We start from the raw sequence: 23771 nt of genomic DNA, 5'->3' as shown, positions 1-23771 counted from the left end.
TCACGCCACCAGCGCCGCCGCCCGCGCAGCCGTCACCCCCACTGCCTCTTGCGGGTCGATGCCCAGCAGCAAACCGCGCTGGCCCGCATTGATCCAGACCCGCGCATGGCCGCAGGCGGCAATCTCAAAGGCGGTCGGCACCGCGCGCTTCTGCCCAAAGGGCGAAATGCCCCCCACGCGATAGCCGGTCAGCTTTTCCGCCCTGGCCGGCAGCATCATCGCCGCCGCCTTGCCGCCAAAGGCCGCCGCCACCCGCTTCATTGACAATTGGCAATCGGCCGGGATCACGCAACAGACCGGCTTGCCGTCCAGTTCCAACATCAGGGTCTTGAGCATCTGCGCCGGCGCGATGCCAAGTGCCGCCGCCGCCTGCATCCCCACCGCATCGGCGGCGGGGTCATAGTCATAGGGATGCAGGCTGACGACAACGCCCTGCGTCTCAAGAAATTTCAGCGCCTGGGTCGCGGCCATTTCACCTTCCCGCCAAACAGACAGGGGGCGCTCGCGCCCCCTCTTGAGCCTCACGGCTCAATTCACCCCCTGAGGATATTTTTGAACAGATGAAGGGCAAAGCGCGCCCTTCCCCTTCATCTGTTCAAAAATATCCTCGGGGGTGCGGGGGCAGACAGCCCCCGCGTGCAACGGATCAATAGACCACCACGGCCCGGATCGACTTGCCCTCATGCATCAGATCGAAGGCTTCGTTGATGCGCTCCAGCGGCAGAAGATGGGTGATCATCGAGTCGATCTCGATCTTGCCATCCATATACCAGTCCACGATCTTCGGCACATCGGTCCGCCCGCGGGCGCCGCCAAAGGCGGTGCCTTTCCAGACGCGCCCGGTGACCAGCTGGAAGGGCCGGGTCTGGATCTCGGCCCCCGCCGGCGCCACGCCGATGATGATCGACTGCCCCCAGCCACGATGGGTGCATTCCAGCGCGTCCCGCATGACCTTGACATTGCCGGTGCAGTCAAAGCTGTAATCGGCGCCGCCGATCTGATCGGCCTCGGTCTTGGTCAGATCGACAATCGCCTGCACGACCGAACCTTCGATCTCTTTCGGGTTGATGAAATGGGTCATGCCGAAGCGTTCACCCCATTCCTTCTTGTCGTTGTTCAGATCGACCCCGATGATCATGTCGGCGCCGGCCATCTTGAGGCCCTGGATCACGTTGAGCCCGATGCCGCCCAGCCCGAAGACCACCGCCTTGGCGCCGATCTCCACCTTGGCGGTGTTCAGCACAGCGCCAATGCCCGTGGTCACGCCACAGCCGATATAGCAGACCTTGTCGAAGGGCGCGTCGTCGCGGATCTTGGCCAGCGCGATTTCCGGCACCACCGTATGTTGCGCAAAGGTGGAGCAGCCCATGTAGTGATGGATCGGCGTGCCATCCAGCATGGAGAACCGCGTCGTGCCATCGGGCAGCAGGCCCTGGCCCTGCGTGGCGCGGATCGCCGTGCAGAGGTTGGTCTTGCGCGACAGGCAGGACGGGCATTGCCGGCATTCCGGCGTATAAAGCGGGATGACATGGTCGCCCGGTTTCAGCGTGGTCACGCCGGGGCCGCATTCGATCACCACGCCCGCGCCCTCATGCCCGAGAATCGCGGGGAACAACCCTTCGGGATCGGCGCCCGACAGGGTGAATTCGTCTGTGTGGCAGATGCCGGTGGCCTTGATCTCCACCAGAACCTCGCCGAATTTCGGCCCTTCGAGGTTCACTTCCATGATTTCAAGCGGTTTGCCGGGGGCGACGGCGACGGCGGCACGGGTGCGCATGGGCTCCTCCCTCTGTCATTTTGCGTCAAGGTGTGCGAAGACACAGGCGAAAGCAATGCGGGAATCGGCACTTATGACGTCACTTGCGAAATCTTCGGCGCTTTTGCTGGCGCTGTTTCTGGCGGCCTGCGGATCGACCAGCGAAACCGAGCCGGTGCAGCCGGTGCAGGTCGCGCCGCCGGGCATCGACCCGGTCACGGGCCTGCCGATCGACCTGACCCCGGGCCTGAACGACCGCGAGCCCGACACCTGTCATGCCGCCGATTACCAGAGCCTTGTCGGCCAGACCGAGAATGAGGTCCGTGCCGCCGGCATCACCCGGCCCACGCGCATGGTGACGCTGACCACCATCGTCGATCAGGAGCGCTACGATTCGTTCCGCATCAATTTCCACACCGATGCCACCGGGCGGATCTACAAGATCAGCTGTGGCTGATCGACCGCGCCCGCGGATCAATCGCGCTGCGTGTAACGGGTCGCCCCTTGTCAGGGCGGCCCGTTCTGATTCACCCTGCTTGCGGGACAAGGTGGGACTGACAGCATGACCGTGCGACCCGTGCCGGGCGCGGCCCTTCTGGCCGTGTTCGGGATGATCGCCCTGGGCGAATGCCTGGCGCGACCTGCGGCCGAGCCGCCGGCAGAGCGTTGCGGTGCGACGCGCCTGCACGGCTGGATCGGCCAGCCGGTTGCCGCGCTGGATGACCAATACCTGCCCGAAACCATGCGCCTGATCCGGCCCGGCGACATGGCAAGCCCCGAGCAGAACCCGGGCCGGTTGAATGTGACCCTGGATGGTGCCGGGCGTGTGGTGGCGTTTCACTGCGGCTAGGCACCCCTCCGGGGAGGAGACAGACGAGTGCAAAGACCTTTTCTTCCGTTCATCCCGGGCCTGTTGGCCTGCGCCCTGGCCCTGGTGGGGGCCGGCTGCATCCGCCCGGCGGCACAGGCGCCGGTGTCGCGCGCCATGACGCCCGATCTCATGTTCGCCGAGCCCTGCGGCGCTGCCATGTGGCGCCCCGATCTGCTGGACCGCCGCGCGCAGGTTCTTGCCGATGCCGATCTGCCGGCCCGGCATCGCATCTTGCGCCCCGGCAGTCTGATTGCCGATGATATCGACCAGATGCGGCTGACGGTCACCGTGAATGGAAAGGGCAAGGTCGATGGGGTTTTCTGTGGATAAGGGCGCGCTTGCGCTGCTGCTGTGCCTGGGGCTGACGGGCTGCATCGGCGGCGGGGGTGAGGTCACGCCGCCCGAAATGCCCGCCGCGCCGCCCGCCGCCCCGGACGGCACCGGCGATGCCTGCGGCGCTGCCACACTTCAGCATCTGGTCGGCCAGCCGCGCGGCGCGATTTCGGGCATGCGCTTTGCCCATCCGCTCCGGGTATATGAGGAAGGCCAGCCCGTGACGATGGATTTCAGCCCCGAGCGGCTGAATGTCGAACTCAGCCCCGGCGGCGCGCGCATCCGGCGCATCAGCTGTGGCTGAACGCAAAAGACCCCCGGCGCAACCGGGGGTCTTTCCTTTTCTGCCGCGCGATGCGGTGGATCACATGCGATAGGCGGTGTGGCAGGCCTTGCAGGCGCCGCCCAGAGCGCCGCCCATGGCCGCCTTGACGCCGTCAAGCGTGGTGGCATCCATCCCCTCGGCCGCGACCTTGAGCGCGTCGGCCTTGGCGGCGAAATCATCCCAGTTCGTCCAGATCTCGGGCTTGGCCTCCGAGGCGGGGTCGCTGGCCTGCGGCTCGAACTTGGCGGGGATCTCCGCGGCGGCGGCGACCAGCGCGGCCTTGGCCGCCTCGGCCGCGGCGGCGTCGAAGGGCGCCTTGTCGCCCGCCATGCCGCCCAGCGTCTTGGCCGCGGCACCCACCCCCTCCATCAGTTCCTGACGGGCCTTGACGGTGGGGTCTTGCGCCTCACCCTCGGCCCAGACCGCCGTCGCGGCCAACGCGGTGAATGCCGCGCATGCGACAACCTTGGAAAATGCCTTCATCTTCTGGCTCCCTGCTTGAATTCTGCCGACTATAGCCAGGGTTGTAACGGCCCGGCTACGGACCAAGGTCCGATCCACCGCCAGTCACGCGATTGTGTTTCCCCGCGCGGGGTGCTTGACTGCCCCCGAACCGCAAGGAGGAGAGCGCAGATGTTCCGGGCCCTGGTGATGGAAAAGGCGGGCGAAGGCCCCGCAACGGCGCGGCTGGCCGAGCTGGACGAGACCGCCCTGCCTGCGGGCGATGTGACCGTGGCCGTCAGCCATTCGACGCTGAACTACAAGGACGGGTTGTGCCTGTCGGGCAATGGCGGCGGGCTGGTCCGGGCCTGGCCGCATGTGCCGGGCATCGACCTGGCCGGCGTGGTCGAAACCAGCGACGACCCGCGCTATGCCCCCGGCGACCGGGTGGTGCTGACCGGCTGGCGCGTCGGCGAGGTGCATTGGGGCGGTTATGCGCAAAAGGCCCGCGTCAAGGCCGACTGGCTGGTGCCCCTGCCCGAGGGGTTGACCGCGCGACAGGCCATGGCCGTCGGAACCGCGGGCTTTACCGCCATGCTGGCCGTGATGGCGCTGGAGGATCACGGTCTGACCCCCGACCGGGGCGAGGTGCTGGTGACCGGCGCCGCCGGCGGTGTGGGCTCGGTCGCGGTCGCGCTGCTGGCGCATCTGGGCTATCAGGTCGCCGCCGTCACCGGCCGACCGGAAACCGAGACCTATCTGCGCGATCTGGGCGCCAGCCGCATCGTGCCGCGCGCCGATCTGGCCGAAACCGTGAAACGCCCGCTGGAAAGCGAGACCTGGGCCGGCTGTGTCGATGCGGTCGGCGGCGCGATGCTGGCGCGGGTGCTGGGCCAGATGAAATACGGCGCCTCGGTCGCGGCGGTCGGGCTGGCGGGCGGGGCCGCACTGCCGGCGACGGTGGTCCCCTTCCTGCTGCGCGGGGTCAACCTGCTGGGCATCGATTCCGTCATGCAGCCCTTCGCTAATCGCCAGCGCGCCTGGGCCCGCATCGCGCGCGACCTGCCGATGGACCGGCTGGAGGCGATGATCCGCCCCGCCACCCTGTCGGACCTGCCGGCGCTTGGCGCCGCGATCCTCAAGGGCGAGGTGCAGGGCCGCGTCGTGGTGGATGTGAACGCCTGACCCAGCTAGCGGGGCCACAAGGCCCCGCGGCACATCAGGCCAGCGAGGCGCGCAGGTCAAACCAGACCGCGACAATTTCCGTGCATGTTCAAGGGTAAGGATGGTGCTGCAGGAGAGGATTGAACTCTCGACCTCTCCCTTACCAAGGGAGTGCTCTACCACTGAGCTACTGCAGCACGGGCGCCATTTTGCGGGTTGTTTGCCCCGTTCCGGCGGTGCTTCGGCGGTTCATCGCCGGGCGTGGCGGGGAAATAGACGTATTCGCCGGCGGGTGCAAGCGCAATCTGGACCCTTTTTTGTGGCTGCGCTAACAGAGGGGTCATGAACACGGATGCAACGCCCCCGCAGGATCCAGATACCCCCGCCCCGCGCCAGCCCCGCAAGGGCCAGGGCGCCGGCACGGGTGCCGAAACCGCGCGCGAAGACCGGCTGAAAGCCGCGCTCAAGGCCAATATGGCGCGGCGCAAGGCTCAGGCCCGGGCCCGGTCGGCGGCATCCGACAACAACGAGAAAGAGTGAGGCGGGACGATGGATTCGATTCTGGTAAAGGGTGGCGGCGCGCTGAACGGGGAGATCCCGATCGCGGGCGCCAAGAATGCGTGCCTCACATTGATGCCCGCCACGCTCTTGACCGAGGAGCCGCTGACGCTGACCAATGCGCCGCGCCTGTCGGATATCGCCACCATGACCCAGCTACTGCAATCGCTGGGCTCCGAGGTGGCGGGGCTGCAAGGCGGCAAGGTGCTGGCGATGTCGAGCTATCGCATCGGCAATCACACCGCCGATTATGACATCGTGCGCAAGATGCGCGCCTCGATCCTGGTGCTGGGGCCGATGCTGGCGCGCGATGGCCATGCGGTCGTGTCGCTGCCCGGGGGCTGTGCCATTGGCGCGCGGCCTGTCGATCTGCACCTCAAGGCGCTGGAGGCCATGGGCGCCGATCTCGACCTGCGCGACGGCTATGTGCACGCCAAGGCGCCGGGTGGGCGGCTGAAAGGCGCGGTGGTGGAGTTTCCCTTCGTCTCGGTCGGGGCGACGGAAAACGCCCTGCTGGCCGCGACGCTGGCAAAGGGCACGACCGTGCTGAAGAACGCCGCGCGCGAGCCGGAGATCGTCGATCTGGCGCAATGCCTGCGCCGCATGGGCGCCCAGATCGAAGGCGAAGGCACCGCGACCATCACCATTCAGGGCGTGGACCGGCTGGGCGGCGCCACGCATCCCGTGGTGACGGACCGGATTGAACTCGGCACCTATATGCTTGCCCCCGCGATCTGCGGCGGCGAGGTGGAATGCCTGGGCGGCCGCATGTCGCTGGTCGCAAGCTTTGCCGAAAAGCTGGATGCCGCCGGCGTTTCGGTCACCGAAACCGAACGCGGGCTGAAGGTCGCGCGCAAGAACGGCCGGGTCAAGGCCGTGGACGTGACGACCGAACCCTTCCCCGGCTTTCCGACCGACCTTCAGGCGCAGATGATGGCGCTTCTGTGCACCGCCGACGGCGTCTCGGTGCTGGAGGAGAAGATCTTTGAAAACCGCTTCATGCACGCGCCCGAGCTGATCCGCATGGGCGCGAAGATCGACGTGCATGGCGGCCATGCCACCGTGACCGGGGTCGAAAAGCTGCGCGGCGCGCCGGTCATGGCGACCGACCTGCGGGCCAGCGTCTCGCTCATCCTGGCCGGGCTGGCGGCCGAGGGCGAAACCGTGGTCAGCCGGGTCTATCACCTGGATCGCGGCTATGAACATGTCGAGGAAAAGCTGGGCGCCTGCGGGGCGAAGATCGAAAGGATCAAGGGCTGATGGCGGATGCGCGCTTCGAGGACGGGGCCGAGGCGCCGCTTTGGCTGGGGGCGGCGGATGCCGAGGATCTGAAGGTGCTGGCGGCGCTGACGCAAGATGCGGTGCTGCCGATCACCGATATGACCTTTGCCCGGGGGCGGCGCGAATTTGCCTTGCTGATCAACCGCTTCCGCTGGGAGGATCACGATGCCGCCACCCGGGCCGGGCGCCCGCCGGAACGGGTGCGCAGCATGATGCTGGTGCGCGATGTGCGTGCGGTGCAAAGCCAGGGCATCGACCGCAATGACCGTGACACCATCCTGTCGCTGCTCGATCTGGTCTGGACCCCGGGCGCGGATGGCACCGGGCGGCTGGAACTGCTGCTGGCCGGCGATGGCGCCATCGCGCTGGAGGTCGAATCGCTGGATGTGACGCTGCGCGACGTGACGCGGCCCTATCTCGCCCCGGCGGGCAAGGCGCCGGATCACGGCTGACCCGCTTGAGACGCCTGGCCTTCGCGGCTATGCAGGGCCAAACCCCTGCCGGAGGCCCGCCATGCCGCAATTCCTGACCACGTCCGACGCCGGTTTCGACGCCGCCTTCTCCGCCCTTCTGGGCATGAAGCGCGAAGACAGCCCCGATGTCGATGCGGTGGTCGCCGGGATCATCGCCGATGTGCGTGACCGCGGCGATGCGGCGGTGATCGAGCTGACCGCGCGCTTTGACCGGCTGGAACTGACGCCCGAAACTCTGGCCTTCTCAGCCGCCGAGATCGCGGCAGAGGTGGCCAAGGTCGGCCCCGAGGATCGCGCCGCGCTGGAGCTCGCGGCTGCGCGCATCCGCGCCTATCACAGCCGCCAGATGCCCGAAGATGCCAGCTGGACCGACGAAAGCGGCGCCACGCTGGGCTGGCGCTGGACGCCGGTTTCGGCGGCGGGGCTTTATGTGCCGGGCGGGCTGGCCTCCTACCCGTCCTCGGTGCTGATGAACGCCATTCCCGCCAAGGTCGCCGGGGTGGAGCGGCTGGTCATTGCCTGCCCCACGCCGGGCGGCGTGGTCAATCCGCTGGTCTTGCTGGCGGCGCAACTGGCCGGGGTGGACACCGTCTATCGCATCGGCGGCGCGCAGGCGATTGCGGCGCTGGCCCATGGCACCGCCACCATCGCGCCGGTGGACAAGATCACCGGGCCGGGCAATGCCTTTGTCGCCGCCGCCAAGCGCCGCGTCTTTGGCAAGGTCGGTATCGACATGATCGCCGGCCCGTCGGAAATTCTGGTGATCGCCGATGGCACCGCCGATCCCGACTGGATCGCGCTTGATCTGCTGAGCCAGGCCGAACATGACGAATCGGCGCAGTCGATCCTGGTCACGCCGGATGCGGCACTGGCCCGTGCCGTGGCCGCCGCGGTGGACAAGCGGCTGGAAACGCTGGAACGCCGTGCCATTGCCGGGGCAAGCTGGCGCGATTTCGGCGCGGTGATCGTGACCCGCGACCTGACCGAGGCCGCCGCCCTGTCAAATCGCGTGGCGCCCGAACATCTGGAACTTTGCGTGGCCGACCCCGAGGCGCTGTCGCAACAGATCACCCATGCCGGCGCGATCTTCCTCGGCCAATGGACGCCCGAGGCGATCGGCGATTATGTCGGCGGGCCGAACCACGTTCTGCCGACCGCGCGCTCGGCGCGGTTTTCCTCGGGCCTGTCGGTGATGGATTTCCTCAAGCGCACCACGCTGGCCCGGATGACGCCCGAGGCGCTGGCCGCCATCGGCCCCGCCGCCGAACGGCTGGCCATTTCCGAAAGCCTGGAGGCCCATGGCCTTTCGGTGCGGGCACGGCTCGACCGGCTCAATCGCAGCTAAGGCTTGATCCGCCAAGGCGGGTCGGGCATGACTGGCGGGCGCCAAGATCGGAACCTCCTCCTCATGTCCAATCGCATCTGCCATATCGAGATCGACGAAAGCGGCCTTGCCCGCCCGACGCCCCAGATCGAACAGGAACGCAAGGTCGCCATTTTCGACCTGCTGGAAGACAACAGCTTTGGCCTGCCCGCCCGCGACGGGCGCGCAGTGCCCGAAGGCCCCTATCGGCTGGCGCTTGCCATTCGCGAAGGGCGGCTGGTCTTTTCCATCGCGACCGAAGCCGCAGCCCCGGTGGGCGAATTCCACCTGAGCCTCGGGCCGTTCCGGCAGGTGGTGAAGGATTACTTCCAGATCTGCGAAAGCTATTTCGACGCGGTGAAACGCCTGCCCCCCAGCCAGATCGAGGCCATCGACATGGCGCGGCGCGGCATCCACAACGAAGGCGCCCGCGTGCTGCAAGAGCGGCTGGAGGGCAAGGCCGAGGTCGATACCGACACGGCACGCCGCCTGTTCACCCTGATCTGCGTCTTGCACTGGGGTTGATCTTGGCTGCATTCCCGTCGTCCGTCCTGTTCTGTTGCGACCATAACGCGGTGCGCTCGCCCATGGCGGAAGGCTTGATGAAGCGGCTTTATGGCCAACGCGCCTATGTGCAATCGGCGGGCGTGCATAATGACATGGAGGTGGACGGCTTTTCGGTCGCCGTCTGCCGCGAGATCGGGGTGGAGCTGGATCGCCACCGGTCGCGATCCTTTGAGGAAATGCAGGAATGGGGCGATGATCTGGGCCAGTTTGACCTGATCATCGCGCTGTCCCCCGCCAGTCAGCGCATGGCGCTGGAACTGACGCGGTTCTTCCACATGGATGTGGAATACTGGCCGATCCTCGATCCGACCGGCATCGGCGAAACCCGCGAGGCTAAGCTGGCCGCCTATCGCCAGACCCGCGACATGATCCGCGACCGGATGATCGCGCGCTTTGGCCCCGCGACCGAAGCGCCGGCCGAAGCCTAGCGCCCGGCCGCAGGCAGCGGCGGCGCCGGAAACAGCCGGTCCCAGGCCCAGTTGAAGCCAAGCGCATAGACCATGTAGAACAGCGCGAAGCCCAGATCGAGCAGCACCGCCTGCCACAGCCCCACCCCCAGCACCCAGGCGATGAACGGCGCCAGCAGGATCAGCAGCCCCGTCTCGAACAGCACCGCCTGCACGATCCGCGCCGGCCAGCCCTTCTGCGTGCTGCCGGTCAGCCGCGCCAGCGCCAGATCGAACAGCCAGTGGTAAAGCCCGGTCCAGGCCATCGCCAGCAGCGCGCTGCCGATGGTGACCAGCCAGACCTGCCCTGCCGGGTGGTGCAGCACCAGTGCCGCCAGCGGGGTGATGATCAGAAGGCCGATGATTTCAAAGGCTAGCGCATGGCGCAGCCGGTCCCGGAAGGTCCGCATGGGTCTGGTCCGTCAAGGGGCGGGCCGTCCCGCGACACTGCGTAGGGCGGGGGTCGTCCCCCGCCCGGGCAGTCTAGCACCCTGCGCAGCGGCGGGGCAAGTCAGCCGCAGCGCAGCACCACCGCGCCATGCAGGCCGCCGGCCTCGTGCCGCGCATGGGCCTCGGCCGCGCGCTCCAGCGGCAGGCAGGCGGCGACCGGCGGGCGCAACAGGCCGGCTTCGGCCCAGGCGGCCAACTGCGCCAGATCCGCCGCGCGTTCGGGGGCGGTGCCGGTCAGCACCGCGCGCCGGGTCAGCGATTGCACCATCTCGGGCAGGCCCGCCGCCAGCAGCGCCATCCGCCCACCCGGCGCCAGCAGCGGCCAGAGTGCTGCGGGCGCGGCGCCCGTCGTATCCAGAATGACATCCCAGCGGCGCCCGGTCTGCGCCAGCGCCTCCATGGCCAGCGCCTCGGCCTCCAGGTCTGCAACATGGGTCAGACTGCGCGGGCGGGCGGCGCCGGTGACTTCGGCCCCCAGGATGCGGCCGATCTGCACCGCCATCCCCCCCACCATGCCCGCGGCCCCCAGCACCAGCAGCCGCGCGCCGGGCCACAAGGCTGCGCGGTCACGCAGGAAATGGAGCGCGGTCGTGCCGCCGAATGGCAGGCTTGCGGCCTCGGCCTCGGTCAGGGTGGCAGGCATCGGCGCCAACGCCGCGCGCTCGGGCAGGCACAGATAGTCGGCATGGGCGCCCATCCGCATCCCGCTTTGCCCGATGACGCGCTGACCGGGGCGGAACTGCGTCACGCCCGGGCCGACCGCGGCGATCTCGGCGCAAAAGGCATTGCCCAGAATGGGCCGGCGCGGCCCGCGCCAGCCCAGCACCAGCCGCGCCGCAACGCCCATGCCGCGCGGAAAGTCGCCCGCCCGGATACGCCTGTCACCCGCCGTCACCGGGCTGGCGCAGATCCGCAAGAGGATGTCCTGCGCCCCCGGAACCGGGTCGGGGCAGAGCCCGGTCACCACCTGCTCCGGTCCGCCATAGGCCCGCACCATGGCTGCCCGCATATCCCTTTGCCCCGTCCTTGCCGCCTGTCGCCCGCAAGATTGCCGCCTGCGGGCGCGCCGGTCCATCCGCCCTGCGGCAGAAAGGCGGGCCTTGCGCGCCTCTAGACCGCGGGTTTAGCCGCCACCCGCCTTTCGCGCGACGAGATATAGAGCGCGCAGCCGATCAGCACGCCGACACCGACAAAGGTCCAAAGATCGGGAAAATCGCCAAAGAACCACCAGCCCGCGACCACCGCCATCACCATCTCGGTATAGGCCAGCGGCGCCAGAAGACTGGCCTCGGCGCGGTCATAGGCCATCACGATCAGCCCGTGCCCCAGCGTGGAAATCGCGCCCAGCGCCAGGAACAGCCCCCATTGCCCGGGCGTCGGGCGCTGCCACACCAGCCAGACCAGCGCGGTGACGATCAGCGCCCCCAAGAGCGAGGTGCGAAAGGTGGTGACCATGGCCGCGTCGCGCCCGGCAATCCGCCGCGTCAGCAGGAAATACAGCGCCAGCGCACAACCCGCCCCCAGCGCCAGCAACGTGCCGGGGTTGAAGGCCTGCATGCCGGGGCGGATGATGATCAGCGTGCCGATGAACCCCACCGCCACCGCCGCCCAGCGGCGCGGCCCGACATGTTCGCCCAGGATCAACGGCGACAGCGCCGTCACCACCAGCGGCTGCACGAAGAACACCGCCAGCGCATCGGCGATCGGCAGGAATTTCAGCGCGGCAAAGAACAGGAAAGTCGCCAGGATCAAGAGCGCCGCCCGCAGCCCGTGAATGCCCGCACGCTCCGGCCAGAGCCCGCGCGGCCCAGCCGCCCGCAGCGCAAGCGGTGCCGTCATCACCGCCCCCATCGCCATGCGCGCCCAGACGATCTGCAACACCGGCACGCCCTGTTCGCCCAGCGTCTTGGCCACCACATCGAGGAATGGCAGCACCGCCATCGCCCCCAGCATCAGCCCGACCCCTGCCAGACTGCCCTGCGCCTTCGCCATGCCCGCGTCTCCTGTTTCCCGCGCCGTTATCGCCGGCCCGCCCGGCCGACGCCTGCCCATCCGCGACATCGGGCGGCGATTTGGCTGGCCATCGCCCGCACAAGCTGTGACAATGCCGGAAAACAAGAGGACATCATGCCCGAACCCCGTGCCCCCCGCCTTTGCGTGCTGATCGACGCCGACAATGTGCCCGCGGGCTATGCCGAAGCCATTTTCGAGGAAATCGCCAGCCTGGGCGAAGCCAGCGTGCGCCGCATCTATGGCGACTGGTCGGCGCAGCGGCTGGGTGGCTGGGCGCGCAAGGTCGCGGCACTTGGCATGGTAGCGGATCAGCAGTTTTCCAACACCAAGGGCAAGAATGCCTCGGATATCGGTCTGGTGATCGCCGCGATGGATTTCCTGCATTCGGGTCTGTTCGACGGCTTTGTGCTGGTCAGCTCCGACAGCGATTTCACCCGCCTTGCCGCGCGGATCCGCGAACAGGGGCTTGATGTCTATGGCATCGGCGAAAAGAAGACGCCCGAGGCGTTTCGCATGGCCTGCAAACGCTTCATCTATGTCGAGAACCTGAGCGGCGATGATGCCGACGACCCCGCCCCTGCCCCCGTCGCCGCCGGCCAGCCCGGCCCCGAGCCCAAGCCGCCCACCCGGCGCGAGAAGGAGTCGCCGCAAAAGGCGATCCCGCTCATCGTCGCCGCGATGCGCGCCATCGACCCAGAGGGCGAATGGTATTCGCTGGGGCAGATCGGCCAGTTCATCACCCAGGCCAACCCCGATTTCGACACCCGCACCTATGGCAGCGCCAAATTGTCGGATCTGGTGCGCAAGATCTCCAGCCGGTTCGAGGTCAAGCCCGGCCCGGGCGGTCAGTTGCTTGCGCGCGACCTGTCCTGACGACAAAATCGCGCCGCAATGGGACGCGGCACCGGGCTTTCGCCTTGTCCATGCCCCCACCGACCAATAACGCGGCGCAAAAAAGGGCGAGCAAGGATCAGGTGCTGAAACTGGTGGGGGATGCACTGAAAAAGGCCGGGGCGCAGGGCCTTGCCGTCGCCGACCTCAACCCTTTGCTGCACCGGCAATACGGGCATGGCATCACCACTTTGGGCTTCAAGACCTGGCACGCCTTCCTAGCAGCCCATCCCGACCGCTTTGTCTGCGACCCTCGCGGCAAGGCGGCCAAGGTCAGGCTGAAGCCGGCCTGACCCCATAGCGCGCCAGGAACATCTCCACCGCGCCGCGCACCACCTGATCGGCCATCTTGGGCGGGCAGCAATCGGCGACGCCGAAGATCACCTGTTCATGCAGCGTCACCTTGCACAGCGCTGCGAACTGGTCGGCGGCAAAGGGCAGGTCATCAATCGCCAGCTCGCCCCGCGCCACGGCCTTGGCCAGATATTCCACCAGCCGCTGCTGCACCAGAAGCGGCCCGGAATGGTAGAATTCATGCCCCAGTTCGGGAAAGCGGTCTGCCTCGGCCACGCAGATGCGAAACACCTTCTGCGCGAATTCCGAGGTCAGAAAGGCCACGATCCGCCGCGCCGCCTCGGTCAGCACCTCGCGCGCGGGGGCGTTCTGGTCGATCAGCTTCACCGCTTCTTCGGCCTGCCGGGCACATTCGGCCTTGGCGACCTCCATGAACAGCAGGCGCTTGTCGGGGAAATAGGCGTAAAGCGTGGCCTTAGATACCCCGGCCTCGCGCGCGATGTCATCGACCGAGGCCCCCTCATAGCCGCGCGCCAGAAAGATGTCGCGCGCCCCGTTCAGCACCTGCTGGAACTTGCGCCCGCGCCGGATCGCGGCCTCGGCGCCCTGCAATACCCGCTCCAGCGCCTGACCGGGGCGGGTCAGGGGCGGCGTGGCGGTGGGGCGGGTGCGCGGCCGGGCAGTCATGCCCCGACCCTAGCCGAGCCGCGCCCCTGGCTGCAAGCACCCTGGCATCACTGCCCCTGCGGCACGCAGCGCGGCGCGCCCGCCGGATCCAGGCAGGATTGCGTCACCGGCGCCTCGGGCGGCGGAAAATCCAGCCGCGGCAGATCGAACGGCGCTCCCTGCGCCACCGCCAGGGTGGGGGCCAGACTGACAAGAATGACAAGAAGCGCTCGCATGGATCTTCCTCCAGAAAACTGAACGATACGGTTCAGAAATGATATTGAACCGATCAGTTCACTTTGCAAGCGATTCTGAACTCATCAGTTCATTTTTCCGCATTGCACCCCCAGAATCATCGCCGTATATTAGAACCATTCTAATAAATGGTGCCGCATGCTCTCTGCCCTGACCAGCCGCCGCCGCTTTGCCGACCTCAGCGAACAGGAGGTTCTGGCCCTCGCCATCTCCTCCGAAGAGGACGATGCCCGCATCTATCGCAGCTATGCCCAGCGCCTGCGCGACGATTACCCCGCCACCGCCGCTGTCTTTGACGGCATGGCGACCGAGGAAGACGGCCACCGCCAAAGCCTGATCGACCTGCACCGCCACCGCTTTGGCGACACGATCCCGCTGATCCGGCGCGAACATGTCGCGGGCTTTTACGCCCGCCGCCCGGTCTGGCTGCAACAGGGGCTCAGCCTGGTAACCATCCGCGCCGAGGCCGCCGGCATGGAAAAGGATGCCGAAGCGTTTTACCTGCGCGCCGCCGCCGCCACCACCGATGCCGGCACAAGGCGCCTGCTGGGCGATCTGGCCGCGGCCGAAGGCGGCCACCAACGCGCCGCCGAAGGGCTGGAGGCCGCGCATCTGGCCGGCACCGCCCGCGAGGAAGAAGACCTCACCGCCCGGCGCCAGTTCATCCTGACCTGGGTGCAACCCGGACTGGCCGGGCTGATGGATGGCTCTGTCTCCACCCTCGCGCCGATCTTTGCCACCGCCTTTGCCACCCAGAACAGCTGGACCACCTTTCTGGTCGGCCTCGCCGCCAGCGTCGGCGCCGGCATTTCGATGGGCTTCACCGAGGCCGCCCATGATGACGGCGTGCTGTCAGGCCGCGGCAGCCCCTGGAAACGCGGCCTCGCCTCGGGCGTGATGACCATGCTTGGCGGTCTCGGGCATGCGCTCCCCTATCTGATCCCGGATTTCTGGACCGCCACCGCCCTTGCCATCGCCGTGGTCTTTGTCGAGCTTTGGGCCATCGCCTGGATCCAGAACCGCTTCATGGAAACCCCGTTCCTGCGCGCGGCGCTGCAAGTGGTGCTGGGCGGCGCCCTTGTCTTTGCCGCCGGCGCGCTGATCGGCGGCGGCTGACCCGTTTTCTTTCACCAAGTATTCTTGGGGGTGCCAAAAGGGCGCATGGGGGGCAGCCTGCCCCCCGCCCACGTCCGCCTTGCGCGAATCTGTCAATATTGGTAAAAACATCATACCAATTAGCCGGAGACGCCCATGCCCGTCATCACCTGCATCGAGGATCTGAAACGCCTGCATGCCCGGCGCACGCCCCGCATGTTCTATGACTACGCGGAATCCGGCAGCTATACCGAACAGACCTTCCACGAGAATGTCAGCGATTTCAGCCGCATCCGCCTGCGTCAGAAGGTGGCGGTCGATATGTCGAACCGCTACACCGGCGGCACGATGCTGGGGCAAGAGGTGACGATGCCGGTCGCCCTCGCCCCTGTGGGTTTCACCGGGATGCAATCCGCCGATGGCGAGATCAAGGCCGCCCGCGCCGCCGAGGCCTTCGGCGTGCCCTTCACCCTTTCGACCATGTCGATCTGCTCGATCGAGGATGTGGCCGCGCATACGACCAAGCCCTTCTGGTTCCAGCTCTATGTCATGCGCGACGAGGAGTTCGTGGACAATATCATCGAACGCGCGCGCGTCGCGGGCTGTTCGGCGCTGGTCCTGACGCTCGATCTGCAAATCCTGGGCCAACGCCACAAGGATCTGAAGAACGGGCTTTCGGCCCCGCCGCGCCTGACGATCCCGAACATCCTCAACATGATGACCAAGCCGCAATGGTGCCTGGGCATGCTGGGCACCAAGCGCCGCACCTTCGGCAATATCGTGGGCCATGCCAAGGGCGTGGGCGATCTGTCCTCGCTCTCCAGCTGGACCAGCGAACAGTTCGACCCCAAGCTCGACTGGGGCAAGATCGCCCGCATCCGTGACAAATGGGGCGGCAAGCTGGTGCTGAAAGGCGTGCTGGACGAAGACGACGCCCGCAAGGCCGCCGATTTCGGCGCCGATGCGATCGTGGTCAGCAATCACGGCGGGCGGCAGCTTGACGGCGCGCTGTCCTCGATCCGCGTGCTGCCCTCCATCGCGCGGGCGATCAAGGGCCAGACCGAGATCTGGATCGACAGCGGCATCCGCTCGGGTCAGGACGTGCTGAAGGCCCGCGCGCTTGGCGCCGATGCGGCGATGATCGGGCGCGCCTATATCTATGGTCTGGGCGCCATGGGCCAGCAGGGCGTGACCAAGGCGCTTGAGGTGATCCAGAAGGAACTGGACATCACCATGGCGCTGTGCGGCGAACGCGACATCCGCAATGTCGGGCCGCACAACCTGCTTGTGCCGCAGGATTTCGAGGGTAGCTGGGCCTGACCGCGCCCCCCGCGCCTGCCCCGCCGGGGCGGGCGCCACAGCGCCGCTTTGCCGCCGGAAACCGCGCATTTTCCCCTTTCCCCACTGGCGATTCCCCGCTATAGCCCCCCGATCCGCCACGCACCCTTGGAGGGTGGCGGATTCATGCATGCTAATGATGGAGTTACCAATGGCACGCGAGATCGAAGATCTGATCGCCGAAGTGCGCGCGGGGACGGGCAAGGGGGCCGCTCGCCAGGCACGTCGGGAGGGCTTCGTGCCCGGGATCGTGTATGGCGACAGCAAAGAGCCGGTCGCGATCAAGATGAACTACAACACCCTGCTCAAGCGTCTGCGCCAGGGTCGTTTCCTCTCCACCCTGTTCAACCTGAAGGTCGAAGGCCAGCCCGACGTGCATGTCGTCTGCCGCGGCGTTCAGCGCGACGTGGTGAAAGACCTGCCGACCCATGTCGATTTCATGCGCCTGCATGACGACAGCCGCATCAACCTGTTCATTCACGTGACCTTCATCAACCACGACGCGGCCCCGGGCCTCAAGCGTGGCGGCACGCTGACCGTGGTGCGCCCCGAGGTCGAACTGGAAGTGCTGGCCTCCGACATCCCGTCGGAAATCGTGGTCGACCTGACCGGCAAGACCTTCGGCGACGTGATCCACATCAACGATGTGGTCATGCCGAACGGCGCCAAGCCGACCATCGAGCGCAACTTCGTGATTGCCAACGTCACCGCGCCCTCGGGTCTGGTGGCCGAAGAGTGATCCTTCCCCCAGGGGAAAGACCGGCGCGGCGGGGGCAACCCCGCCGCGTTTTTCATTCCGGCAGGCGGGCAGATGCGCGCAGGATCCGGGTCTGAAAACAGTTGTTGCGCGCCGAGCGCACATCGACAAAGGCGATCTCGGGCCGGGCCAGCAGGGCGCGGGCATAGGCCACCAGTTCCGCCTGCGGCACCACCCGGCCCGTGCCATAGCAAATACGCCAATCGGCGCCATAGCCCTTGAGCAGATAGTCCGGGCTGCTCCGCAGGATCGGCGGCACGCCCGGCCCGTCCCATGCGGCGCAATCCTGCGCACAAAGAAAGATCGGCCCGGTTTCCGCATAGGGCTGGGCGGCGGGAAAGGGCCGCCAGGCCAGGATCAGCATCTCCTGCCCCTCGGGGATGAAGTCGAGGCAATGCCGGCAGGGATTGCCGGCGCCTGTCGCCCGGGTCCGCTCTGCGGGCTGGCCATGGGCATCCGGCCCCCCCGCGCGCAGCGCCCGGACCGCATCGCTGGGCAGGGGCATGAAACACAGATCCGTCATGGCAGAACTCCTTATGGCTGGGATCAGTTCATCCTGCCCCCTCCCCCGCCCCGGGCCGACCCGTATCCTGCGCAAAAGGAAAAGGCGCGCCCGAGGGGGCGCGCCTTTCGATTTCGTCGATTGCGATGCGATCAGGCCAGCGACGGGTCGATGCCCTTGCAGGCGGCCACGAGGCCCTTCACCGCATCGACCGACTTGTCGAACATCACCTGTTCGTCCTTGTTCAGCTTGATGTCCACGATACGCTCGATCCCGCCGGCACCGATGATGGTCGGCACGCCGACATACATGCCGTTCAGGCCAAAGGCGCCATCCACATAGGCCGCGCAGGGCAGCAGGCGCTTCTGGTCCTTCAGATAGGCTTCGGCCATTTCGATGGCCGAGGTGGCGGGCGCATAGAAGGCCGACCCGGTCTTCAGCAGGCCCACGATCTCGGCGCCGCCATCACGGGTGCGCTGCACGATCGCATCCATCTTTTCCTGCGAGGTCCAGCCCATGCTGACCAGATCCGGCAGCGGGATGCCCGCGACGGTCGAATAGCGGACCAGCGGCACCATCGTATCGCCATGGCCGCCCAGCACGAAGGCGGTGACATCGCGCATCGACACGTTGAATTCCACCGACAGGAAGTGGCGGAAGCGCGCGGCATCCAGCACGCCGGCCATGCCGACGACCTTGTTATGCGGCAGGCCCGAGAATTCGCGCAGCGCCCAGACCATCGCGTCCAGCGGGTTGGTGATGCAGATCACAAAGGCGTTCGGCGCATGGGCCTTGATGCCCTCGCCCACCGATTTCATGACCTTGAGGTTGATGCCCAGCAGGTCGTCGCGGCTCATGCCCGGCTTGCGCGGCACACCGGCGGTGACGATGCAGACATCGGCGCCCGCGATATCCTCATAGCTGTTGGTGCCCTTCAGCACCGCGTCGAAGCCCTCGACCGGGCCGCATTGCGCCAGATCGAGCGCCTTGCCCTGCGGGGTGCCCTCGGCAATGTCGAAAACGACGATATCGCCAAGCTCCTTGGTCGCGGCGAGATGGGCGAGCGTGCCGCCGATCTGACCAGCGCCAATCAGTGCAATCTTGGGTCGTGCCATGATTCCGTCTCCGGCTGGGATTGTATGCAATGGTATGCCTTCTAGGGGCTTCCCGGCGATCACGCAAGAAACTTGCGCCGATTCCCGAAGCCGCCGCGATGCGGCATGACAGGACGGGATGGCGGGCGCAAGTTGTTTGCGCTAAACCCGGCGCAATTCAGCCGGCCACGACGGGAGAGGCGCATGCACGACTTGTGGTTCTGGCTTCTGGCCGGGTTTGCCTCGGTTCTGGTCGGCATGGGCAAGGGCGGGGTGCCGATCGTGGCCATGCTTTCCGTCCCGTTGATGAGCCTCGTGATGCCGGCGGGGATGGCGGCGGGTCTGCTGCTGCCGATCTATGTCGTGTCCGACATGTTCGGGCTTTATGCCTATCGCCATGCCTATGACCGGCGGGTGCTGGCGATCCTGGTGCCCGCGACCACGCTGGGCGTGGGGCTGGGCTGGGCCACCGCGCATCTGGTGCCGGGCTGGGTGGTTACCGGGCTGGTCGCGCTGATCGGGCTGGTCTTCGCGCTGAACCTGCTGCTGCGCAGGGGCGTCCAGGCCGATCCCCGCCCCGCCCGGGTGGCGCCGGGCCTGTTCTGGGGGGCGCTGACCGGATTCACCAGCTTTGTCAGCCATGCCGGCGCGCCGCCCTATCAGGTCTACACCATGCCGCTGGGCCTGCGCAAAGAGGTCTATGCCGGCACCGCCACCATCCTGTTTGCCTGGGTCAACGCGGTAAAGCTGATCCCCTATTGGGCGCTTGGCCAGATCAACCTCGCCAATCTGAAACTCTCGGTCCTGCTGGCGATCCCGGCATCGGTCGCGGTCTTTGCCGGGGTCTGGCTGGTGCGCCGCCTGCCGGAACGGCTGTTCTTCCAACTGGTCACCTGGGCCTTGCTGCTGCTGTCGCTCAAGCTGCTCTGGGATGTCGCGCGGGCCCTGTGACCGCCGCCGCGCACGCCTTTTTTCTGCGGCGCGGCAAATCGGGCCTTGCCCATAATGCCGTTTTCATGCTTCCTCGCGCAAGAATATTACCAGACGGAGAGACTCATGTCCCGGCCCTACCGTTCCGTGCTTTATATTCCCGGCTCCAAGGAGCGCGCGCTGGAAAAGGCGCAGGGGCTTGCCACCGACGCGATCATCTTCGATCTGGAAGATGCGGTGGCCCCCGATGAAAAACCCGCCGCGCGCAAGCTGCTGGCCCGGGTGTTGACGGATTGGGATTTCGGCCGCCGCGCCCGCATCGTGCGGATCAACGGCTTTGACACCGAATGGGGCCGCGATGACGCCAATGCCATGGACGAGGCGATTGCCCGCGGCGCCCGGATCGACGCGATCCTGATCCCCAAGGTCAATTCCGCCGCCGATCTGGATGCCGTGGCCGAGGCCGTGCCGGGCGCCGATCTCTGGGCGATGATGGAGACCTGCCGCGGCATGCTCAACGCCGCCGAAATCGCCGCCCATCCGCGCCTCAAGGGCATGGTGATGGGCACCAACGATCTGGCGAAAGAACTGAACAGCCGCTTCCGCGCCGACCGCCTGCCGATGCAGGCCGGGCTGGGCCTGTGCCTGCTGGCCGCCCGGGCCGAGGGGCTGGTGATCGTCGATGGCGTCTACAATGCCTTCAAGGACGAAGACGGGCTGCGCGCCGAATGCGATCAGGGCCGCGACATGGGCTTTGATGGCAAGACGCTGATCCACCCCGCGCAGCTTGACATCGCCAATGCCGCCTTTGCCCCGTCCGAGGCCGAGATCGACCTCGCCCGCCGGCAGATCGCCGCCTTTGACGCCGTGATGGCCAGCGGCGGCGGCGTCGCCGTGGTGGATGGCAAGATCGTGGAGAACCTGCACATCGTCACCGCCAAGGCGACGCTCGCCAAGGCAGAGGCGATTGCGGCCATGGCCGAATGATGGGAGTGTGACCCGGTTCACATGACTGGAGCCTTCCCATGACCCTGCTTGCCCTCGGCCTCATCCTCTGGATCGTGCCGCATCTGTTGAAACGCCTTGCGCCGGATCTGCGCGCGGGCTGGGGCGAGGCCGGCAAGCTGGCGATCACGCTGGCGCTATTTGCCGGGCTGGTGCTGATGGTGATCGGCTACCGGCAGGCCGAAGGCACGGTCTACTGGGGCCGCAACCCGGCGCTGGTGGGGATCAACAACCTGCTGATGCTGGTCTCGGTCTATCTGTTCGCGGCCGCGGGCATGAAGACCGCCTTGGCGCGCAAGCTGCGTCATCCGATGCTTCTGGGCGCGGTGCTGTGGTCGGTCGCGCATCTGCTGGTGAATGGCGACACGCCCTCGTTCCTGCTGTTCGGCGGCATCGGCCTCTGGGCGCTGCTGTCCATGGCGCTGATCAACCGCGCCGGTCCCTGGACCCCGCCCGCCGCCAAGCCCGCGAAATTCGAGGCGATGGCGCTGGCCGGCACGCTGCTGGTCTATGGCGCGATTGCGGGGGGGCATTACGCCCTCGGCTATCCAACCTTCGGGTGAGACGATGAAACTCTATCGGTTCCTGTCGGATGACGACACTTCGGCCTTTTGTCACAAGGTGACAGCTGCGCTGAACAAGGGCTGGGCGTTGCAGGGCGGCCCGACCTACGCCTTTGACGCGGCACGCGGCGTCATGCGCTGCGGTCAGGCCGTGGTGAAAGAGGTGCCGGGCGATTACAGCCCCGATCTGAAACTGGGCGAGCAATAGGCCCGCCCCGGGGGCGCGACAAAGGCGCCCCTTTCCCCTGCCGCGGATGGCCCCCGCCGGCACGCCCCGCCGACACGCAAGGAGTGAGAGCATGAAAACCAATCCCGGCCGATTTTTCGAGGATTACCGCATCGGCGAGGTGATCCGCCACGCCGTGCCGCGCACGGTGTCGGGCGGGGAACGCGCCCTGTATCATGCGCTGTATCCCGCGCGGCATGCGCTTTATTCCAGCGATGCCTTTGCGCAGGCTTGCGGCCTGCCCGCCAGCCCGCTGGACGATCTGGCCGCCTTTCACATCGTGTTTGGCAAGACCGTGCCCGATGTCAGCCTGAACGCGGTGGCCAATCTGGGCTATGCCGAAGGTCGCTGGCTGCGCCCGGTCTGGCCCGGCGATACGCTGCGCTCGGAATCCGAGGTCATCGGGCTGAAGGAGAATTCCAACGGCAAATCCGGCGTGGTCTATGTCCGCACCCGCGGCCTCAATCAGCGCGATGAGGTGGTGATGGACTATGTCCGCTGGGTCATGGTGCGCAAGAACCGGCTGGACGCCGCCGCCCCTGCCCCGCAGGTGCCCGATCTGAAACCGGCACTCTCCGCCGCCGATCTGGTGATCCCCGAAGGGCTGGATTTCACCGGCTATGATTTCGGCCTGGCGGGCGAGCCGCATCGCTGGGGCGATTACGCCATCGGCGAGAAGATCGACCATGTCGATGGCGTCACCATCGAAGAGGCCGAGCATATGATCGCCACGCGCCTGTGGCAGAACACCGCCAAGGTGCATTTCGACGCGACCTTCCGCGACGATGGCAAGCGGCTGATCTATGGCGGGCATGTGATCTCCATGGCGCGGGCGCTTTCGTTCAACGGCCTGGCCAATGCGCAGATGATCGTCGCGCTGAATGGCGGGGCCCATGCCAATCCCTGTTTCGCCGGCGATACCGTCAAGGCCTGGTCCGAGGTGCTGGACAAGGTCGATACCCCGGCGCCGGGCGTGGGGGCGATCCGGCTGCGGCTGGTCGCGGTCAAGCAAGGCGCCACGCCCTTTGCGCTGCGGGGCGACGATGGCAAATACGCGCCCGAAGTGCTGCTCGACCTGGATTACTGGGCGCTGATGCCGCAATGACCCGCCGCCGGGGGCTGAGTCTCGCGCCAGGCCGACGACCCCCGCCCCACCGGGAATTTGTGATCACGCGCTTAAAATTCGTGATCACAAGATTGATTTTTTCCGCCCTGATAGCGTAAACGGGGGCGGGCCTGCGGTTTTCCACAGGTGACTTGCAGAAAAAACGCGCTATTGAACAAGCAGAATTCCTGCCAGTGCGCGACCTCTGTGCCGCGCCAAGCGACAGAGGGACAACATCATGGCCGAAGCAAAGCGGGTCGAACGCCCCCTTTCCCCCCATCTGCAAATCTACCGTCCGCAACTGACCTCGATCACCTCGATCCTGACCCGCATCACCGGGAACGGGCTGATCGTCGGCACGCTGCTGGCGGTGTGGTGGCTGTTCTCGGCCGCTGTCAGCCCTGAATATTTCGCCTTCGCCGATGCGGTGGTGACCTCGTGGTTCGGGGATCTGGTGTTCTTCCTGTCGGCCTGGGCGCTGTGGTATCACTACCTCGCCGGGCTGCGGCATCTTTATTACGATGCGGGCAAGGGGCTGGATATCCCCACTGCCGAAAAATTGGGCTGGGCCTGCGTCATCGGATCGGTCCTGCTGACCGTCATCACCGTCATTCTGGTCTGAGGGGGGCAACCATGCGTTACCTGACCGCCCGCAAACGCGCCGAAGGCAAGGGCGCTTCCGGCACCGGCACCGAACATCACTGGTATATGCAGGTCTCGGCCGTGGGCCTGGCCTTCATGATCCCGGTCTGGATCTACATCTTTGGTTCGACCCTGGGCAAACCCTATAAGGAGGTGCTGGAAACCTTCTCGCATCCCTTCCCGGCGATCCTGACCGGGCTGGTGCTGTTCGTCGGCATGCGCCATTTCGCCAAGGGCGCGCAGATGATGATCGAGGACTATGCGCGCGGCAGCGCCAAGAAGGGCCTGATCATGCTGGCGATTTCGATTTCCTATGCCGTGATCGCCGTGGGCTTCTACGCCCTGGCCAAGATCGCGCTCTGAAAGG

At 66.8% G+C, this 23771-nt stretch carries 33 protein-coding genes and 1 tRNA gene; 23 read left to right on the top strand and 11 right to left on the bottom strand.

Annotated features, from left to right (window positions below; genetic code table 11):
• Entirely contained in the window at positions 1–471 is a 471-nt protein-coding gene (locus FOA17_RS05160) for a YbaK/EbsC family protein (protein WP_149140389.1), read from the bottom strand.
• 175 nt (positions 472–646) lie between these two features.
• Positions 647–1777, bottom strand: a complete 1131-nt coding sequence (locus tag FOA17_RS05155) for an S-(hydroxymethyl)glutathione dehydrogenase/class III alcohol dehydrogenase (protein ID WP_149140388.1) — start codon at positions 1775–1777, stop codon at positions 647–649.
• Positions 1778–1850: 73 nt separating this feature from the next.
• On the opposite strand from FOA17_RS05155, the gene FOA17_RS05150 reads away from it, so the two are divergent.
• The 4 genes from FOA17_RS05150 to FOA17_RS05135 all read left to right on the top strand — a co-directional run bounded on the left by FOA17_RS05150 (position 1851) and on the right by FOA17_RS05135 (position 3264).
• Positions 1851–2213: a hypothetical protein gene (locus FOA17_RS05150; RefSeq protein WP_162528172.1), complete on the top strand. Its 363-nt coding sequence runs from the start codon at positions 1851–1853 to the stop codon at positions 2211–2213.
• A gap of 105 nt (positions 2214–2318) precedes the next feature.
• Positions 2319–2606 carry an I78 family peptidase inhibitor gene (locus tag FOA17_RS05145; protein ID WP_149140386.1) on the top strand — a complete coding sequence of 96 codons (288 nt, stop codon included), beginning with the start codon at positions 2319–2321 and terminating at the stop codon, positions 2604–2606.
• Positions 2607–2669: 63 nt separating this feature from the next.
• Positions 2670–2957 (top strand): I78 family peptidase inhibitor, encoded by a 288-nt coding sequence (locus FOA17_RS05140; protein ID WP_203232266.1) that lies wholly within the window; start codon positions 2670–2672, stop codon positions 2955–2957.
• Complete coding sequence (locus FOA17_RS05135) at positions 2938–3264, top strand: I78 family peptidase inhibitor (RefSeq protein WP_238991720.1); 327 nt, start codon at positions 2938–2940, stop codon at positions 3262–3264. Before FOA17_RS05140 ends, FOA17_RS05135 begins: the two co-directional genes overlap by 20 nt.
• A gap of 60 nt (positions 3265–3324) precedes the next feature.
• Here the strand turns inward: FOA17_RS05135 and FOA17_RS05130 are convergent, their stop codons facing one another.
• Complete coding sequence (locus FOA17_RS05130; protein ID WP_149140384.1) at positions 3325–3768, bottom strand: cytochrome c; 444 nt, start codon at positions 3766–3768, stop codon at positions 3325–3327.
• 150 nt (positions 3769–3918) lie between these two features.
• On the opposite strand from FOA17_RS05130, the gene acuI reads away from it, so the two are divergent.
• Positions 3919–4911, top strand: coding sequence for an acryloyl-CoA reductase (gene acuI, locus FOA17_RS05125; protein ID WP_149140383.1), 993 nt, complete (start codon positions 3919–3921; stop codon positions 4909–4911).
• A 101-nt stretch (positions 4912–5012) separates the two neighbouring features.
• Here acuI and FOA17_RS05120 read toward each other — a convergent pair.
• Positions 5013–5087, bottom strand: a tRNA-Thr gene (locus FOA17_RS05120).
• Positions 5088–5232: 145 nt separating this feature from the next.
• Between FOA17_RS05120 and FOA17_RS05115 the strand changes: the two genes are divergently transcribed.
• The 6 genes from FOA17_RS05115 to FOA17_RS05090 all read left to right on the top strand — a co-directional run bounded on the left by FOA17_RS05115 (position 5233) and on the right by FOA17_RS05090 (position 9560).
• Entirely contained in the window at positions 5233–5430 is a 198-nt protein-coding gene (locus tag FOA17_RS05115) for a hypothetical protein (RefSeq protein WP_149140382.1), read from the top strand.
• 9 nt (positions 5431–5439) lie between these two features.
• Positions 5440–6708 carry a UDP-N-acetylglucosamine 1-carboxyvinyltransferase gene (gene murA, locus FOA17_RS05110; RefSeq protein WP_149140381.1) on the top strand — a complete coding sequence of 423 codons (1269 nt, stop codon included), beginning with the start codon at positions 5440–5442 and terminating at the stop codon, positions 6706–6708.
• Positions 6708–7181: a DUF2948 family protein gene (locus FOA17_RS05105; RefSeq protein WP_149140380.1), complete on the top strand. Its 474-nt coding sequence runs from the start codon at positions 6708–6710 to the stop codon at positions 7179–7181. Before murA ends, FOA17_RS05105 begins: the two co-directional genes overlap by 1 nt.
• Positions 7182–7242: 61 nt before the next feature.
• Positions 7243–8547 (top strand): histidinol dehydrogenase, encoded by a 1305-nt coding sequence (gene hisD / locus FOA17_RS05100; RefSeq protein ID WP_149140379.1) that lies wholly within the window; start codon positions 7243–7245, stop codon positions 8545–8547.
• A gap of 63 nt (positions 8548–8610) precedes the next feature.
• The gene (locus tag FOA17_RS05095) at positions 8611–9090 is read left to right on the top strand and encodes a UPF0262 family protein (protein ID WP_149140378.1); all 480 of its coding nucleotides are present in this window, start codon (positions 8611–8613) and stop codon (positions 9088–9090) included.
• Positions 9091–9152: 62 nt separating this feature from the next.
• A complete protein-coding gene (locus FOA17_RS05090; RefSeq protein WP_238991742.1) occupies positions 9153–9560 on the top strand; it encodes an arsenate-mycothiol transferase ArsC in 408 nt (135 codons plus the stop codon).
• On the opposite strand, the gene FOA17_RS05085 is transcribed toward FOA17_RS05090, so the two are convergent.
• The 3 genes from FOA17_RS05085 to FOA17_RS05075 all read right to left on the bottom strand — a co-directional run bounded on the left by FOA17_RS05085 (position 9557) and on the right by FOA17_RS05075 (position 12020).
• A complete protein-coding gene (locus FOA17_RS05085; protein ID WP_149140376.1) occupies positions 9557–9988 on the bottom strand; it encodes a PACE efflux transporter in 432 nt (143 codons plus the stop codon). The two genes, FOA17_RS05090 and FOA17_RS05085, sit on opposite strands and share 4 nt — an antisense overlap.
• A gap of 101 nt (positions 9989–10089) precedes the next feature.
• The gene (locus FOA17_RS05080) at positions 10090–11037 is read right to left on the bottom strand and encodes an NAD(P)-dependent alcohol dehydrogenase (RefSeq protein WP_162528171.1); all 948 of its coding nucleotides are present in this window, start codon (positions 11035–11037) and stop codon (positions 10090–10092) included.
• Between the two features lie 101 nt (positions 11038–11138).
• The gene (locus FOA17_RS05075) at positions 11139–12020 is read right to left on the bottom strand and encodes a DMT family transporter (protein ID WP_162528170.1); all 882 of its coding nucleotides are present in this window, start codon (positions 12018–12020) and stop codon (positions 11139–11141) included.
• Between the two features lie 135 nt (positions 12021–12155).
• Here FOA17_RS05075 and FOA17_RS05070 point away from each other — a divergent pair, with 135 nt between their 5' ends.
• Together FOA17_RS05070 and FOA17_RS05065 are read left to right on the top strand one after the other, a co-directional pair.
• Positions 12156–12914 (top strand): NYN domain-containing protein, encoded by a 759-nt coding sequence (locus FOA17_RS05070; RefSeq protein ID WP_149140373.1) that lies wholly within the window; start codon positions 12156–12158, stop codon positions 12912–12914.
• A gap of 101 nt (positions 12915–13015) precedes the next feature.
• Complete coding sequence (locus tag FOA17_RS05065) at positions 13016–13225, top strand: hypothetical protein (RefSeq protein WP_149140372.1); 210 nt, start codon at positions 13016–13018, stop codon at positions 13223–13225.
• Here FOA17_RS05065 and FOA17_RS05060 read toward each other — a convergent pair.
• Together FOA17_RS05060 and FOA17_RS19700 are read right to left on the bottom strand one after the other, a co-directional pair.
• A complete protein-coding gene (locus FOA17_RS05060) occupies positions 13206–13913 on the bottom strand; it encodes a TetR/AcrR family transcriptional regulator (RefSeq protein ID WP_149140371.1) in 708 nt (235 codons plus the stop codon). The two genes, FOA17_RS05065 and FOA17_RS05060, sit on opposite strands and share 20 nt — an antisense overlap.
• 47 nt (positions 13914–13960) lie before the next feature.
• The gene (locus tag FOA17_RS19700) at positions 13961–14128 is read right to left on the bottom strand and encodes a hypothetical protein (protein WP_162528169.1); all 168 of its coding nucleotides are present in this window, start codon (positions 14126–14128) and stop codon (positions 13961–13963) included.
• 157 nt (positions 14129–14285) lie between these two features.
• On the opposite strand from FOA17_RS19700, the gene mbfA reads away from it, so the two are divergent.
• The 3 genes from mbfA to FOA17_RS05045 all read left to right on the top strand — a co-directional run bounded on the left by mbfA (position 14286) and on the right by FOA17_RS05045 (position 17319).
• The gene (gene mbfA / locus FOA17_RS05055; RefSeq protein WP_149140370.1) at positions 14286–15263 is read left to right on the top strand and encodes an iron exporter MbfA; all 978 of its coding nucleotides are present in this window, start codon (positions 14286–14288) and stop codon (positions 15261–15263) included.
• 135 nt (positions 15264–15398) lie between these two features.
• Positions 15399–16562, top strand: a complete 1164-nt coding sequence (locus FOA17_RS05050) for an alpha-hydroxy acid oxidase (protein ID WP_149140369.1) — start codon at positions 15399–15401, stop codon at positions 16560–16562.
• A gap of 169 nt (positions 16563–16731) precedes the next feature.
• Positions 16732–17319: a 50S ribosomal protein L25/general stress protein Ctc gene (locus FOA17_RS05045; protein WP_149140368.1), complete on the top strand. Its 588-nt coding sequence runs from the start codon at positions 16732–16734 to the stop codon at positions 17317–17319.
• 52 nt (positions 17320–17371) lie between these two features.
• Here the strand turns inward: FOA17_RS05045 and FOA17_RS05040 are convergent, their stop codons facing one another.
• Together FOA17_RS05040 and mdh are read right to left on the bottom strand one after the other, a co-directional pair.
• Entirely contained in the window at positions 17372–17860 is a 489-nt protein-coding gene (locus FOA17_RS05040; RefSeq protein WP_149140367.1) for a DUF1203 domain-containing protein, read from the bottom strand.
• A gap of 131 nt (positions 17861–17991) precedes the next feature.
• Positions 17992–18954: a malate dehydrogenase gene (gene mdh, locus FOA17_RS05035; RefSeq protein ID WP_149140366.1), complete on the bottom strand. Its 963-nt coding sequence runs from the start codon at positions 18952–18954 to the stop codon at positions 17992–17994.
• Between the two features lie 183 nt (positions 18955–19137).
• Here mdh and FOA17_RS05030 point away from each other — a divergent pair, with 183 nt between their 5' ends.
• The 7 genes from FOA17_RS05030 (at position 19138) to sdhD (ending at position 23767) form a co-directional block, all read left to right on the top strand.
• The gene (locus tag FOA17_RS05030) at positions 19138–19884 is read left to right on the top strand and encodes a sulfite exporter TauE/SafE family protein (protein WP_149140365.1); all 747 of its coding nucleotides are present in this window, start codon (positions 19138–19140) and stop codon (positions 19882–19884) included.
• A gap of 105 nt (positions 19885–19989) precedes the next feature.
• On the top strand, positions 19990–20850 hold the full coding sequence (locus FOA17_RS05025) for an HpcH/HpaI aldolase/citrate lyase family protein (RefSeq protein ID WP_149140364.1): 861 nt from the start codon (positions 19990–19992) through the stop codon (positions 20848–20850).
• Between the two features lie 38 nt (positions 20851–20888).
• Positions 20889–21431 carry an NnrU family protein gene (locus FOA17_RS05020; RefSeq protein ID WP_149140363.1) on the top strand — a complete coding sequence of 181 codons (543 nt, stop codon included), beginning with the start codon at positions 20889–20891 and terminating at the stop codon, positions 21429–21431.
• 4 nt (positions 21432–21435) lie between these two features.
• Entirely contained in the window at positions 21436–21639 is a 204-nt protein-coding gene (locus FOA17_RS05015) for a DUF1737 domain-containing protein (protein ID WP_149140362.1), read from the top strand.
• A 91-nt stretch (positions 21640–21730) separates the two neighbouring features.
• Entirely contained in the window at positions 21731–22762 is a 1032-nt protein-coding gene (locus FOA17_RS05010) for a MaoC family dehydratase (protein WP_149140361.1), read from the top strand.
• 238 nt (positions 22763–23000) lie between these two features.
• Positions 23001–23384 (top strand): succinate dehydrogenase, cytochrome b556 subunit, encoded by a 384-nt coding sequence (gene sdhC / locus FOA17_RS05005; RefSeq protein ID WP_149140360.1) that lies wholly within the window; start codon positions 23001–23003, stop codon positions 23382–23384.
• Positions 23385–23395: 11 nt separating this feature from the next.
• Positions 23396–23767: a succinate dehydrogenase, hydrophobic membrane anchor protein gene (sdhD, locus tag FOA17_RS05000; RefSeq protein WP_149140359.1), complete on the top strand. Its 372-nt coding sequence runs from the start codon at positions 23396–23398 to the stop codon at positions 23765–23767.
• The last annotated feature ends 4 nt before the right edge of the window (positions 23768–23771 follow it).

Origin of the sequence: Gemmobacter caeruleus (genome assembly GCF_008271655.1) — a bacterium.
Lineage (GTDB): Bacteria > Pseudomonadota > Alphaproteobacteria > Rhodobacterales > Rhodobacteraceae > Gemmobacter > Gemmobacter caeruleus.
Note: the sequence above shows the minus strand (reverse complement) of the source record. Positions and strands in the feature narration are given on the sequence as shown.

What these genes read in the sequence shown, in the direction of transcription:
- FOA17_RS05095 (WP_149140378.1), top strand. Translation starts at nt 8,611, where the DNA reads ATGTCCAATCGCATCTGCCATATCGAGATCGACGAAAGCGGCCTTGCC.
- FOA17_RS05130 (WP_149140384.1), bottom strand. Translation starts at nt 3,768, where the DNA reads ATGAAGGCATTTTCCAAGGTTGTCGCATGCGCGGCATTCACCGCGTTG.
- FOA17_RS05015 (WP_149140362.1), top strand. Translation starts at nt 21,436, where the DNA reads ATGAAACTCTATCGGTTCCTGTCGGATGACGACACTTCGGCCTTTTGT.
- FOA17_RS05160 (WP_149140389.1), bottom strand. Translation starts at nt 471, where the DNA reads ATGGCCGCGACCCAGGCGCTGAAATTTCTTGAGACGCAGGGCGTTGTC.
- murA (WP_149140381.1), top strand. Translation starts at nt 5,440, where the DNA reads ATGGATTCGATTCTGGTAAAGGGTGGCGGCGCGCTGAACGGGGAGATC.
- FOA17_RS05045 (WP_149140368.1), top strand. Translation starts at nt 16,732, where the DNA reads ATGGCACGCGAGATCGAAGATCTGATCGCCGAAGTGCGCGCGGGGACG.
- FOA17_RS05010 (WP_149140361.1), top strand. Translation starts at nt 21,731, where the DNA reads ATGAAAACCAATCCCGGCCGATTTTTCGAGGATTACCGCATCGGCGAG.
- FOA17_RS05020 (WP_149140363.1), top strand. Translation starts at nt 20,889, where the DNA reads ATGACCCTGCTTGCCCTCGGCCTCATCCTCTGGATCGTGCCGCATCTG.
- FOA17_RS05025 (WP_149140364.1), top strand. Translation starts at nt 19,990, where the DNA reads ATGTCCCGGCCCTACCGTTCCGTGCTTTATATTCCCGGCTCCAAGGAG.
- hisD (WP_149140379.1), top strand. Translation starts at nt 7,243, where the DNA reads ATGCCGCAATTCCTGACCACGTCCGACGCCGGTTTCGACGCCGCCTTC.
- FOA17_RS19700 (WP_162528169.1), bottom strand. Translation starts at nt 14,128, where the DNA reads ATGCGAGCGCTTCTTGTCATTCTTGTCAGTCTGGCCCCCACCCTGGCG.
- FOA17_RS05075 (WP_162528170.1), bottom strand. Translation starts at nt 12,020, where the DNA reads ATGGCGAAGGCGCAGGGCAGTCTGGCAGGGGTCGGGCTGATGCTGGGG.
- acuI (WP_149140383.1), top strand. Translation starts at nt 3,919, where the DNA reads ATGTTCCGGGCCCTGGTGATGGAAAAGGCGGGCGAAGGCCCCGCAACG.
- FOA17_RS05040 (WP_149140367.1), bottom strand. Translation starts at nt 17,860, where the DNA reads ATGACGGATCTGTGTTTCATGCCCCTGCCCAGCGATGCGGTCCGGGCG.
- FOA17_RS05060 (WP_149140371.1), bottom strand. Translation starts at nt 13,913, where the DNA reads ATGACTGCCCGGCCGCGCACCCGCCCCACCGCCACGCCGCCCCTGACC.
- FOA17_RS05080 (WP_162528171.1), bottom strand. Translation starts at nt 11,037, where the DNA reads ATGCGGGCAGCCATGGTGCGGGCCTATGGCGGACCGGAGCAGGTGGTG.
- FOA17_RS05155 (WP_149140388.1), bottom strand. Translation starts at nt 1,777, where the DNA reads ATGCGCACCCGTGCCGCCGTCGCCGTCGCCCCCGGCAAACCGCTTGAA.
- FOA17_RS05050 (WP_149140369.1), top strand. Translation starts at nt 15,399, where the DNA reads ATGCCCGTCATCACCTGCATCGAGGATCTGAAACGCCTGCATGCCCGG.
- FOA17_RS05145 (WP_149140386.1), top strand. Translation starts at nt 2,319, where the DNA reads ATGACCGTGCGACCCGTGCCGGGCGCGGCCCTTCTGGCCGTGTTCGGG.
- FOA17_RS05090 (WP_238991742.1), top strand. Translation starts at nt 9,153, where the DNA reads ATGGCGGAAGGCTTGATGAAGCGGCTTTATGGCCAACGCGCCTATGTG.
- sdhC (WP_149140360.1), top strand. Translation starts at nt 23,001, where the DNA reads ATGGCCGAAGCAAAGCGGGTCGAACGCCCCCTTTCCCCCCATCTGCAA.
- FOA17_RS05105 (WP_149140380.1), top strand. Translation starts at nt 6,708, where the DNA reads ATGGCGGATGCGCGCTTCGAGGACGGGGCCGAGGCGCCGCTTTGGCTG.
- mbfA (WP_149140370.1), top strand. Translation starts at nt 14,286, where the DNA reads ATGCTCTCTGCCCTGACCAGCCGCCGCCGCTTTGCCGACCTCAGCGAA.
- FOA17_RS05070 (WP_149140373.1), top strand. Translation starts at nt 12,156, where the DNA reads ATGCCCGAACCCCGTGCCCCCCGCCTTTGCGTGCTGATCGACGCCGAC.
- sdhD (WP_149140359.1), top strand. Translation starts at nt 23,396, where the DNA reads ATGCGTTACCTGACCGCCCGCAAACGCGCCGAAGGCAAGGGCGCTTCC.
- mdh (WP_149140366.1), bottom strand. Translation starts at nt 18,954, where the DNA reads ATGGCACGACCCAAGATTGCACTGATTGGCGCTGGTCAGATCGGCGGC.
- FOA17_RS05030 (WP_149140365.1), top strand. Translation starts at nt 19,138, where the DNA reads ATGCACGACTTGTGGTTCTGGCTTCTGGCCGGGTTTGCCTCGGTTCTG.
- FOA17_RS05150 (WP_162528172.1), top strand. Translation starts at nt 1,851, where the DNA reads ATGACGTCACTTGCGAAATCTTCGGCGCTTTTGCTGGCGCTGTTTCTG.
- FOA17_RS05135 (WP_238991720.1), top strand. Translation starts at nt 2,938, where the DNA reads ATGGGGTTTTCTGTGGATAAGGGCGCGCTTGCGCTGCTGCTGTGCCTG.
- FOA17_RS05115 (WP_149140382.1), top strand. Translation starts at nt 5,233, where the DNA reads ATGAACACGGATGCAACGCCCCCGCAGGATCCAGATACCCCCGCCCCG.
- FOA17_RS05085 (WP_149140376.1), bottom strand. Translation starts at nt 9,988, where the DNA reads ATGCGGACCTTCCGGGACCGGCTGCGCCATGCGCTAGCCTTTGAAATC.